Origin of the sequence: Myroides sp. C4067, from assembly GCF_038039665.1 — a bacterium.
Classification (GTDB): domain Bacteria; phylum Bacteroidota; class Bacteroidia; order Flavobacteriales; family Flavobacteriaceae; genus Flavobacterium; species Flavobacterium odoratimimum.
The window spans coordinates 54,605-66,937 of the sequence record NZ_JBBPHJ010000013.1 but is presented as its reverse complement, the minus strand read 5'-3'; the positions used below and the strand labels follow the sequence as shown (position 1 = coordinate 66,937).

The window sequence follows — 12,333 nt, the reverse complement described above, 5'->3', positions numbered from 1 at the left end:
TGTTATCATAAAACGGGGTTGCTTTGAATAGTAACTCCGTTTTTTTGTTAGTATCATATTGCTTTAATTTATCGCATTACTTTTTTTATTCTGTGTTAGATAATCTATAAACTTGTAGTATTAAATCAGTGCTTATGGATTTGTTTAGTGATTATAGTCAGGAGTTTACGAATATTCTTCCTTATGATGGAGAAGTAGATTACTATGGTATCGTATTTAATAAAGAGCAGTGTGACTATTATTACAATCAACTTTTGACTCATGTAGCTTGGCAATGTGATCAAGCTATCATCTTTGGGAAGAAAGTAACTACTAAGCGCAAAGTGGCTTGGTATGGCGATATTCCATTTAGTTATACTTATTCAAATATTACTAAGACTGCCTTGGTTTGGACGGAAGAGTTATTAGCATTAAAGAAAATAGTAGAAGAGAGGACAGGGGAGACTTATAATTCATGTCTTTTAAATTTATATCACACAGGAGAAGAGGGAATGGCGTGGCATAGCGATGGAGAGAAGGATTTAAAAAAACATGGAGCTATAGCTTCTCTGAGCTTTGGAGCAGTTCGTAAATTTGCTTTTAAACACAAAGAGAATGGTGTGAAAATAGATGTTATTTTGGATAATGGAAGCCTATTAGTAATGAAAGGGACTACTCAAGAAAATTGGCTACATAGATTACCTCCTACAAAAGTGGTTCATACTCCACGTATTAATCTTACCTTTAGAACCATCGAAATAAAAGAGTCTGTCTGATGAGAAAGGAGTCATTTAGTATACTGTCTAATGTGATAAAACAAGACTTGTGGAAGTCATTATCACTATTAGTACAAGAGCAGGTATTAGAAAATAAAGAAATGCTAATCTGCGAAGGAGAGGTAGCTGATAAGATAGTGTGGATAAAAAAGGGTGTTTTACGTTCTTATTTTCTATTAGAAAGTGGAGAAGAGCGTACATACTGTATCACCTTCGACGAAAGTATGATGACAGCGATGACTTCCTTTATATCAGGACAACCATCTAAAGAGAATATACAGTCTATAGGCAAAACAGAATTATATGTCCTCTATAAAGCAGATGTAGATAAACTATGTGTAGATAGTATAGTATGGACAAACTTCTTTAAACAGTTATTAGAAGAGCAGTTTATGGAATTAGAAGAAAAACTCTTCGATATCCAACGTCTAGATGCTAAAGATAGGTACCTGAAGTTACTTCAGAACTATCCTCACTATATTCAACAGATACCTGGTATATACTTAGCTTCATTTTTAAATATTACCCCAAGGCATTTGAGTAGAATACGCAAGGAAGTGAATTTATAGACCTATGTCCTCTAGGATGTGGTAAAAAGACAAGACTTTTGTTCTTTACAGTAATCATTTAAGATATGAATATAGATAAAGAACTATTAATAGCACTGTCTTTAAGTGCTTGGACACAGATACCTTATGATTCTCTTTTAGAGTCTAATCCTCAACAAATACGCATCACAGAAGAACGATTAATGCTAGAGGAGGGAGCTATAACTATACCTCATGATATCAGTGTATATAATCAAGTAATTTCTACAGCATATAATACTTCTCTTAAAATAAGAATATATAAGCCAAGAGAAATAGATAAACCCTTGCCTGTAGTCTTGTTCTTACATGGAGGAGCTTTTATTTTTGGAAGTCCAGAGCAGTATGATTTTCAGTTGCTAGATCTAGTGAGAGAGGCGCAGGTGATTATAGTATCTGTTGATTATCGATTAGCGCCAGAGCATCCTTTTCCGGCTGCTTTAGAAGATAGTGTAAGTGCTCTAGAATGGTGTTATAGCAATATAGAAGCAATAGGAGGAAATAAACAGAATATCAGTGTGATGGGAAGTAGTGCAGGGGGCACAATAGCTCTATCTCTTTTACACTTAAATAGAGATAGTAATATTATCCCTATAAGCAATGCTCTCATCCTATATCCTCCTACATCAGATGAGCTGAATACTCCTTCTATGCAGACTTATGCTCACGCACCTATGCAATCTAAGAAAAGTGCAACTTATATGTGGAAACATTATTTGTCAGGGGATAAGAATAAGTGGAGGGAATATGCAGTGCCTAATAAGATGCAGAACTACCAATCACTACCGTCTATGACAATGGTACTAGCAGAATATGATCCTCTAATAGATGAAGCAAAAGAGTATGTGACTTCTGTAGAGAGCAATGGAGGAAAAGTCACAGTCTTAGAAGTAAAAGGTGCTGTGCATACTTTTGATTTCTTTGAGTGTAAACTAACAGATGATTTTACAAAGTATAAGATAACGTATTATAAACAATTACACTTGAAGTAATTATCTTTGTTTTATAACTTATATTCAATGAACAAACTTATACAACATATCGAAAAATTCGTAGGGACTTTATCAGTACCTGAAGCAGATTCTATTTTATCTTATTTTGAGCTGATCAAGGTCAAAAAGAAAGAGATTCTTTTAGAAGCAGATATGCTTTGTGATAAGTTATTCTTTGTGGAAGTAGGGTGCTTGAGAAGTTATTATATGAAGAGTAATGGTGTAGAACAAACTATTGATTTTGCTATAGAGAATTGGTGGTTAACGGATAATATGGCTTTTGAACAGCATACGAATAGTAACTTCTATATTCAAGCAGTAGAGCAGTCAGAAGTAATCGTGATTACTAGAGAACAATTTGTTTTACTATTAGAGAAACACCCAATTATGGAGAAGTACTATAGACAAGTTTTTCAACGTGCATATGCTGCTGCTCAATATAGAGTGAAGTATTTGTACGAGTTTAGTAGAGAAGAGTTGTACTTCCACTTCGAAGAGAGATTTCCAGAGTTTATACAACGTATTCCTCAGTATTTAATGGCTTCTTATTTAGGGTTTAGCCCAGAGTATTTAAGTGAGATAAAGAAGAAGAGATTTTCTTAAACCTGTTTAAGTTTATTGATTAATCATAGCTTTAGATTTGTTGAAATTAAAAACAATAAAGTTACGATTATGAGAAAGACAATTTATGGTGTACAGCCTAAGGCGTATGAAGGAATGTTATTATTAGAAAAATACTTAAACGAATCAGAATTAACACCAATACATAAAGAGCTAATAAAGATTAGGGCATCTCAGTTAAATGGATGTGGGTACTGTTTAGATATTCATACACAAGACGCTTTAAAGCATGGAGAATCTGTTAGAAGATTATTAGTGTTAGCAGGGTGGCAAGAAACAGAGCTGTTTACAGAAGAAGAACGTGTGATTCTGGAGATGACTGAAGCGGTTACATTTATTCATCAAGGAGGAATTAGTGATACATTATATGCGCAAGCAGAAGAGTTATTTGGTGAAGTGTATTTAGCGCAACTTATTATGTGCATGGTTACTATTAATGCTTGGAATAGAATAGGAGTAGCTACTCATCTTAAAGCAAAATAGTAATTATAGAATAGAAGCGGGATAATGTATCCTGCTTTTTTATTATACAGAAGTATTTGTTTTTAGTCAAATATGCTTTCTTTTAGAGGGGAATAGAAAAAATAAATATCAAAAAAAGTAATATTGATTTACTTATTTAAGTATATCTATTTGATTAATAGAATGTTGATTCACTTCTGTTTTGTGGTTAAAAAAGAGGGATTATTTGTGAATAATTGTCGAAATATTCATAATTTTAGTAAAGACCTATTGAGAATAGGGAGTAGAGAGCGCAAAATTCTCTCATTACGTATTACCTAATTCATTAATATCTATTACTATGATAAAAGATTACTTGAATAAATTAGTAGGCATTCGCTTAAAAGGTAGAAAGAAAGAATTAATACTAGGTATAGTATTAGCTTATAATGATAAGTGGTTATTAACGAAGTGTAATTCGGTCGATTATATTATAGATGGGTATGAGTTGATAGCTGTGGATAAAATATCTACTATAGAGCGTGGAGAAAATATTGCTTTTATTGAAGAAGTACTGAAAGCAAAACATGTTGACTTTTATAGTAGCCCTATTCAGTTAAAAGACAATATTTTTGATACTTTAAAAGCTATTGGGAATAAATATGGTGCTTTTGGATTAGAATTTAAGGAAGAGGATTGTGTCTATGTAGGGAAGTATATGGATAGTGATGATAGTGAGTATTTTGCATTCGAAGAGTTATCTGCTTCAGGTGAATGGTTTGAGGAGATAGAGGAATTTAAGGTGTCTAAAATTTATAAGATTGACTTTGATGGAGACTATGTAGAGTCTTTATTATTGTATGCGAATAGAAAACTAAGTGAATAAGAGTATTAGAAAATTTTAATGGTAGTTCATACATAGACTTGCATGATTATTGCATGTCGTTATAAGTAATTAAAGATGATGAGAAACTAATTTAAAAAGATCTATTATGAAAAGAGTTTTAAGTTTATTGACAGTATTGCTTCTAAGTTTTGCAGTGTTTAGTTGTAGCAGTGATGACGATTATATTGATTTGTCAGAACATGCAGGTGGTTTTACTATGGTAAATGCCTATGAGAGTGAAGATGCGCTTATTTATGTTGCAGATGGTCGCCCTATTCAGAGTCCATATTATCCTCTGTTTTATCAGAGTGTAGGTTATGTGAATCTATGGCAAGGAAATAGATTAATAGACATCTATGGAGGTAATAAGGTCAAGCCAATTACTACAACTACGAAGAAGATAACTAGTGGGCAGTTTTATACTTCTTTTATAGGAGGGAACGAATCGAAGGTAATCCACTTTATAACAGAGGATAATGTTAAGAAAGCAACTCCTTTAAATGAAGTTAAGCAGTCAGGAGTTCGTTTCTTTAATTTGAGTTCGGATAATGTAGTAGCTACTGTTCAGTTTAATGATAAGACAGTAGTAAAAGAATTTGAAAATAGAGTTCAAGACAGTGAAACGACTGCTTTGAAAACACAGGAGTTTAACGCTTTAGATTCTAATACTTATGCTATTACGATTAAAGATAAGGATGGTAAGGTACTGGCAACTAGAAAAGATGTTGTGTTTAAACCTTCACAGTTTTATTCTATTATCTTGATTGGTGCAAAAGATAATGCGAAAAAGCCTTACTATATAGGTGTTGTAAATCAAGCTGTAAAGTAATAAAATAGTAACTTGTAATAAGAAGTCCTTTAAAGGTGTATTACTTTTAAAGGATTTTTTTTATGGATTGCATACAACAGTATCTCTTTTTAAATGATATATTTACTAGTAGAATCAATGTCTGTATAAACAGAAGGACAAGAGTATGAATAGTATGTTTGAAAATAAACAAATTGATATAGATACATTACCTCAAGTAGAGCAAGTAATGTTTAAAAACTTAGACTCTAGGTATCGAACAGTAGTTGGGGTAAGATTAATAATAATTTCTATTATTATCTTACTAATTGCTTTTACACCTTATATTTTTCAGTATTTGACGAGTGAACCTTTGTTGAATGAAGCATTGTTATACTCACTTATGGGATTAGGAGTTGTAATGATTATTCTGATATGTATTATCTCTATGAAGGGAGTAGCAATGAAAGGCTATGCGCTACGTGAGCAAGATATTATTTATAAAACAGGTATTATTAACAGATCTCAGACTGTTATTCCTTTTAATAGAGTGCAGCATGTAGGAGTATATGAAGGAGCCTTACTTCGAATGTTTAACTTATGTACGGTAGAGTTTTTTACTGCGGGAGGAGCTTTAGGTGATCTAAAAATCACAGGGATATCTAAAGAGGAGGGAGAGCGACTAAAAGCGTATGTTATACAGAAGATAACGAAGTCTCCTCAACAGGATTTAAGGACTAATCTAGATATTGTAGAACACTCACAGGAATCTGTTCATGGATAAGAATAGTTTTTATCAACCTACTAGACAAGCTACAATAGGAATCATTGCTAACTTTCTGAATGCCTTACAGAAAATAGTAAGAGCTTTTGTTCCTCTTATAGTACTATTTTTAGTGAATAAGCGTATAGAATTCCCTATTAGTATTTGGGGGATTGTGATAGGAGGAAGTGTTTTAAGTCTTGGAATAGCTTATCTGAGTTATCGCAACTTCTTGTTTTATATTGATGAAGAAACTAATTCATTTATCATTCAAAAAGGGATTATCAATAAATCGAAAGTTACTATTCAACTAGAGAAAATACAGCAGGTGAATCTCAATCAGAGTTTTATTAATAAAATAATCAATGTGTACTCTGTAGAAATAGACTCTGCAGGTAGTAAAGATAAAGAAGCTACTATCCCTTCTATGGCTTTATCAGATGCTGATGCATTGAAACAGATACTGCTAAATTATAAGAATGAACAAGTAATAGACGATACTTCAACAGATACAATAGATAGAGAACAGAAGCTTATAGAGCAACAAAAAAACACAAAACAAATAAGTATACTTACACTTCTAAAAGTTGGTATTACTTCTAATTACTTATATACATTAGGGTTGATACTTGTATTCTTTAATATGGTGTATGATTCGATTGTGAGAAGCATCTCTATAGAAGAGTATATCGATAAAGAAGAGGTGACAAGCTATATAGAGGGAGGGATGTCTTTGGTCGCTTTTCTATATTTAATTGTGTTTTTAGTTATCACTGTGTTAGTAGTTAATGTGATCCGTACATTATTAAAATTCTGGGACTTTAAAGTTACATTTTCGAATAAGACTTTGTTATTATCTCATGGATTACTGTCTACTAGGAATACGATTATTAGGCCAGAACGAGTTCAAAAGGTTGAAATAGAACAGAATTATTTTCAGAAGTTATTTGATATCTGCAGTCTAAAGATAAGTCAGGTGGCAGGAGAAGAGGGAGATAATAAAAAGTCTGGGTTACAAATACCTGGTTGTTCTACTCAGGAGAGAGAAGACCTATTTAAAATAGTAATGTCTAAAGAAGAGAAAAAAGAGTATACTACTGTTCTAAAGTATAATTATAGATACCTAGGTTTTAGAGTATTCTTATTTATAGTTCTTCCTTTAGTCTTTTTAACCTTGTTTTTTAGATCAAATTTTAGTTCTGCTATGTTTATAGGAACAGTAGTGAGTTATAGTGTGATTATGCTACTAGCACTGTATAGACTTTATAGTGTAGGGAGGTTAAGAGTAAGTGAAGATTTTATAATGATAAGAAGGGGGATATGGGATATCTCTTATATTTATATAGAACCACATAAGGTACAGAAGATTGTCTTGTCTCAGTTATGGTGGCAACAGTCAGCAGATGTAGGTAGCTTAAAGCTTTATACTGCTGGAGGAACAGTGTCTTTTAGTACTACTCAGTATAGTGAGTTAGTGAAGTTAAGAGATAAATGGCTTTATCAGGTAGAATCATCAGCATTACACTGGATGTAATAAGTATAAAAAAACGAGGGAATACATACTATTCCCTCGTTTTTTATTCCTCTTCTTGTACTTTTTTTAAAGCACGGTTTAAGGTACGTGTAGTGATACCTAGATAAGAAGCCATATCTTCTTTAGAGATATGTACTTGTTCTTTCTCTTGTAGCTCTAACAGTTTTTCTAGTGCGTGTTCTACTGTATAAAGTTGTTGAAAAGAAGCTCTTTCACTAGTGTGAAATACTCTTAATGCTTCTACTTCGAGTAGGGTGTTATTAAAGGTTATATCTGTTTTTAATAAATGTTCAAATACGGATAGAGGAATGATATAAGCACTTACGGGTGTTATAGCTTCTACTGAGCATAGACAGTTTTTTTTACCAATAAACTCTATCTCTCCCATTATCTCTCCTGTACTTAAGAACTCAGGGATATATTCCTTACCATTTTCTTCTGTGATATAGCATTTAGTAATCCCTTCTTTAATAACAATAACCTTAGTAACAGGATCACCCTGATGTAGTAGAACTTCTTTAGGCTTATAAGGTTGCAATAAAATTTTGTCATTAAAAACATCAGTCTGTGCCAATGATTCAATGTATGATAGAAAGTCAATATTTATTCTTAACATTTTTTTATAGCATTAAGGACAAATGTCCTATGTGAGTTATACAATAATAGTGATTTTTGCAGTATCAAAATTAAGTATTAATACTTATTAATTTAAATGAATTAAGGAGTTTTATACTAAGATTAAGAAGAATGCTGTGCTAGTGTTTTCATTAATTAAATTTGATAAGTTTTTTTCAATTATATATTACAAAGTGATAAGTGTTTTTTAAAATTAAAACGGGAGAGCAAGGTAAGTGGTGTTTTCCCGTTTTCTTATGTAAATGTAGAATTGAATTATTTTAGAACAATTTTGTGTTGTTTATTTGTTGTAGACAGCATTTATATAAATAATTGTGTTACGTGTGTTTAAAAAAGCAGGGAGAGTAGTGTGCACTACTCTCCCTGCTTTTTTATTTATTATAACTCTTTGATTCTAGCTGTTTAGCTGTAAATTGATAAAATGAAATAGCTTCATCTACATACTTAGATTGTAATTCATCTAGTGTAGTAAGTGGAGTTATTAGATTATTTACTGCTTGAGTATTGAATGCATATTGTCTTACCTTCTGATTAGGACTAAGAATGGTTAATGTGTTGTCTCGGATATAGCCTAAATCTTGATATGTTGCTATAAAGGCTCTTGGTTTATAGTCTGCTTGTAAAACATTAGTCCCAAAAAATTTAGAGTCATATTTAAAGTTAAGTATACCTAATAAGGTAGGCATGACATCTATCTGTGAGATCATTTGATCAAACTGTTGTGGAGCAAGCCCTTTAGGAGCATATATCATAGCAGGTATTCTATATTTATCTAAAGGTAGCTGTGTCTTACCCGCACTAGAAGCACAGTGGTCAGCTAAGATTACAAAGATGGTATTATCATACCATGGCTGTTGTTTAGCAAGTAAAAAGAATTCTTTAATAGCATAGTCAGTGTATCTAACTCCTTTATCTCTAGCACTAGTAAGGTCTGAGGTGTCTAATACTCCATCAGGATAAGTGAAGGGTCTATGATTACTTACAGTCATGATATGGTTAAAGAAAGGTTTGCCTTGCTGATATTCCTCATTCATTACTTCTATAGCTTTCTTAGCCATATCTCCATCAGCTACACCCCATACATTCTGAAAGGTAATCTGATCAGGCTTAAAATCACACTTATCTACGATGTTGTAATTATTGCCTTCGAAGAAGTCTTGCATATTGTCAAAATAAGCATCTCCTCCGTATAGGTACTTGACTGTGTATCCATTTTTAGCAAATACACTTCCTGTTGTAAATTTGTCTTTATTGTCTTTACGCTTTACAACGCTTTCACCAGGAGAAGGTGGTATAGACATCGTTATAGCTTCTAGCCCACGTACAGTTCTGTTACCAGTAGCATATGTAGAGGTAAAGAATAAGCTTTTCATCGCTAGACTATCTAAGAAAGGAGTAAGTTTATTTGTATTGCCATAAAACTCCATAAAGTCTGCACTAAGGCTCTCTATGCTTATGAGGACTACATTTTTTTTGATAGTTGTACTATCACTATTGATATGTCTAAGAAGTGAAGGAGCTCCGTTATATTGAGGGTAGAATTGTTTAATATTTTTAGCTAGTTCATCATCAGGTAGCGTATTGTAGAACTTAAAATAATCAATGACACTGTTATTAAAAGCTTGATAGAATTTAAAAACCCCATTACTTTCTAATTCTTCAGCGAATATATTATCTGTATTTAGAGGAGTCATTACCTTAGTAATAGCGGATAAAGAAATTCCAAATACAAGTAAATAAACAATACTAAGTATAACCTTATTTTTCAATGGAGCAAGATGTTCTATAACATACTCTGTTTTTTTGAAAATGTAATATGTAGTTAATAATGTGATTAAAGCGATGATGCTAAATAATGGAACCACTGGATAAGACTCCATAATATTACCAATGACCTCATTAGTATATACGAGATAATCAACTGCGATAAAGTTATATCTAACACCAAACTCATTCCAAAAAAAGAATTCACTCACTGTGTTTTGCACAAGGATTAATACGAAGATAAATAATGTAAGAGCATAACTTATTTTTCGAACGGTTGTTCTATGTTGAGGTAAGAAAAGACAGATGCCGAATAACACTGTTTTTATAGATAAGAAGGTAATAGCTATCTCAGGAAGTATACCGCCATATTCTGATATAATAGTTTTGCCAAAGGTAACCCATCCCCATAAACCTAATAGGATAGCGAATATGATATATCCATAGGGTTTATTATACTTCTGATTTGAAAAGAAAATAAAGTAGAGCCAAAATATAAAATATCCTATACTGAATATGAGAATATCACGGATAAAACCTAGCACAAATACAGATAATACTTCTCCTGAGGTAAAAGTAGAAGTGGTTATAGGGTGATTAATTAATACAATGCGGAGTACAAAATTCAGTAATAAGTAAAAACAAAGTAAGTATTTATACGGAATAAAGAATGATGGATTGTTTGACATAGTGATTGAGTTTTTTGTGTAATCTGTTTTGTGTTTTTCTCTATAACAATAAAGTAATATGTCTTATTGTGTTTTTAATGTTATTATTTTGATAATAATTAATTGAAGGTGTGTTTATTTTTAATTTAATATGTTAATGCTTTGTTTTAATTGGATTTAATATAGTCATCTTGGTGTTGTATATGAAATATAACGAGTATAGAGTGGTTGGTATAAAATTAGAAGTGGAATAGGTCTAAATCTAAAAGTGGACTAGTCTTTCCTTTTTCTTTCCTTCTATTTTTGAAATATCTATCATAAATAAACAAAGAGAAAATGGAAATTAGACACAACTGGACTAAAGCTGAGATTCAATCAATATATGATACTCCTTTATTAGAATTAATTCATCAAGCTTCTTTAGTACATCGTCAATATCACAATCCAGAGGAAGTACAAGTAAGTACTTTATTGTCTATTAAAACAGGAGGGTGTGTAGAGGATTGTTCTTACTGTGGACAGGCAGCTAGATATCATACAGATATAAAGGTACAGCGACTACTGCCTTTAGAGACTGTATTAGGCACTGCTAAAAAAGCAAAGGAAGCAGGGTCTTCTCGATTTTGTATGGCAGCTGCATGGAGAGAGGTAAGAGATAACAAAGACTTCGATAAAGTACTTGATATGGTTAAAGGTGTAAATGAAATGGGATTAGAAGTCTGTTGTACTTTAGGAATGTTAACAGAGGAACAAGCTAAAAGATTACAAGAGGCTGGCTTATATGCTTATAATCACAATTTAGACACCTCAGAAGATCACTATGACAAGGTTATCTCTACTCGTACATTTTCTAATCGTATTAATACTATTGATAATGTGCGCAAGGCAGGTATAACAGTATGTTCAGGAGGTATAATTGGTTTAGGAGAAAATGATGTAGATAGAATATCTATGTTGCATACCTTAGCTACTATGGATACACATCCAGAATCTGTACCTATTAATGCTTTAGTACGTGTAAAAGGGACACCTATGGAAGAAATGCCTAAAGTAGAAACTTGGGATATGATCAGAATGATTGCTACAGCTCGTATTGTGATGCCTACTACTATGGTGAGGTTAAGTGCTGGGCGTATAGAAATGTCTGATTATGAACAGGCAATGTGTTTTATGGCTGGAGCTAACTCAATGTTTTCAGGAGATAACGAAACATTATTAGTGACTCCTAATCCTAGTCTATCATCAGACCAAAGATTATTGAATAACTTAGGGTTGAAACCAATGCTATCTAAAAAAGAAGTAGAAGTATAAAAGATATTTTTATTTATAATATGTACTGAGAGTCTTAATCAATGTGATTAAGGCTCTTTTTGGTTAAAAAGTAGAATAATTGTTTAAAGTAGTTATTTAGGAATAGTTTTTGTCTGTAAAAATATTGATAATGTGTTTAGAGTATAGATAAGGTTTTATAAGTATTGAAAAGGGTTTTTTGAAATACTTAGGTGTTATATCGTGTTTTAGGTGATATATGATGTATTTTATTGATGTAGAGTGAGTTATTGTGTTTGTAGATTCCAGAGCTAGTGACGGTGGGGACTGTTGTTTTGTAAGCTCTGGAATCTCTTTTTTAAAGCTAATACTCATGTCATGGCTTTTACTGTATTTGTATATTGCTAAGGTGTTTTATTAATGAGGTTTGAGATATTATAACGTTTTTGTTGATGTGATCTCTAGTTTTAATAAAAATAGTAGATGCCTTTTATGAAAAAAGAGGTATTAGGAGTTAAAAATAATTTGCGATATATAGTGGAAATAGAGGTCGAAGAGATATAAAAGTTAAAAAAACAGATCAAAATGTAGAATTATAATCTTTTATGTCTTTAAAAAAGCAACAAAAAA

At 32.1% G+C, this 12,333-nt stretch carries 12 protein-coding genes; 10 read left to right on the top strand and 2 right to left on the bottom strand.

All coding sequences use genetic code 11. The annotated features are described in order from the left end of the window. Positions 1-134 precede the first annotated feature (134 nt). The 9 genes from AABL87_RS10865 to AABL87_RS10825 all read left to right on the top strand — a co-directional run bounded on the left by AABL87_RS10865 (position 135) and on the right by AABL87_RS10825 (position 7,366). Positions 135-755: an alpha-ketoglutarate-dependent dioxygenase AlkB family protein gene (locus AABL87_RS10865; RefSeq protein WP_006263199.1), complete on the top strand. Its 621-nt coding sequence runs from the start codon at positions 135-137 to the stop codon at positions 753-755. After that, the gene (locus AABL87_RS10860) at positions 755-1,324 is read left to right on the top strand and encodes a Crp/Fnr family transcriptional regulator (RefSeq protein WP_006263200.1); all 570 of its coding nucleotides are present in this window, start codon (positions 755-757) and stop codon (positions 1,322-1,324) included. The genes AABL87_RS10865 and AABL87_RS10860 overlap by 1 nt, the downstream gene beginning before the upstream one ends. Before the next feature lie 65 nt (positions 1,325-1,389). After that, positions 1,390-2,334, top strand: a complete 945-nt coding sequence (locus AABL87_RS10855; RefSeq protein WP_006263202.1) for an alpha/beta hydrolase — start codon at positions 1,390-1,392, stop codon at positions 2,332-2,334. A 27-nt stretch (positions 2,335-2,361) separates the two neighbouring features. Further along, entirely contained in the window at positions 2,362-2,937 is a 576-nt protein-coding gene (locus AABL87_RS10850; RefSeq protein WP_006263203.1) for a Crp/Fnr family transcriptional regulator, read from the top strand. A gap of 69 nt (positions 2,938-3,006) precedes the next feature. Beyond that, positions 3,007-3,438, top strand: coding sequence for a carboxymuconolactone decarboxylase family protein (locus AABL87_RS10845; RefSeq protein ID WP_006259413.1), 432 nt, complete (start codon positions 3,007-3,009; stop codon positions 3,436-3,438). Between the two features lie 319 nt (positions 3,439-3,757). After that, positions 3,758-4,282, top strand: a complete 525-nt coding sequence (locus AABL87_RS10840) for a hypothetical protein (RefSeq protein WP_006259412.1) — start codon at positions 3,758-3,760, stop codon at positions 4,280-4,282. 106 nt (positions 4,283-4,388) lie between these two features. Beyond that, entirely contained in the window at positions 4,389-5,111 is a 723-nt protein-coding gene (locus AABL87_RS10835; RefSeq protein WP_058699484.1) for a DUF4397 domain-containing protein, read from the top strand. 154 nt (positions 5,112-5,265) lie between these two features. Further along, positions 5,266-5,853, top strand: a complete 588-nt coding sequence (locus AABL87_RS10830) for a PH domain-containing protein (RefSeq protein WP_225602617.1) — start codon at positions 5,266-5,268, stop codon at positions 5,851-5,853. Next, positions 5,846-7,366 carry a PH domain-containing protein gene (locus tag AABL87_RS10825; RefSeq protein ID WP_006263206.1) on the top strand — a complete coding sequence of 507 codons (1,521 nt, stop codon included), beginning with the start codon at positions 5,846-5,848 and terminating at the stop codon, positions 7,364-7,366. Before AABL87_RS10830 ends, AABL87_RS10825 begins: the two co-directional genes overlap by 8 nt. 43 nt (positions 7,367-7,409) lie before the next feature. On the opposite strand, the gene AABL87_RS10820 is transcribed toward AABL87_RS10825, so the two are convergent. Further along, positions 7,410-7,982 carry a Crp/Fnr family transcriptional regulator gene (locus AABL87_RS10820; RefSeq protein ID WP_006259408.1) on the bottom strand — a complete coding sequence of 191 codons (573 nt, stop codon included), beginning with the start codon at positions 7,980-7,982 and terminating at the stop codon, positions 7,410-7,412. Positions 7,983-8,373: 391 nt separating this feature from the next. Continuing rightward, positions 8,374-10,455, bottom strand: coding sequence for an LTA synthase family protein (locus AABL87_RS10815; protein WP_341277334.1), 2,082 nt, complete (start codon positions 10,453-10,455; stop codon positions 8,374-8,376). A 315-nt stretch (positions 10,456-10,770) separates the two neighbouring features. Between AABL87_RS10815 and bioB the strand changes: the two genes are divergently transcribed. Continuing rightward, positions 10,771-11,745: a biotin synthase BioB gene (gene bioB, locus AABL87_RS10810; RefSeq protein WP_006259406.1), complete on the top strand. Its 975-nt coding sequence runs from the start codon at positions 10,771-10,773 to the stop codon at positions 11,743-11,745. Positions 11,746-12,333: the final 588 nt, after the last annotated feature.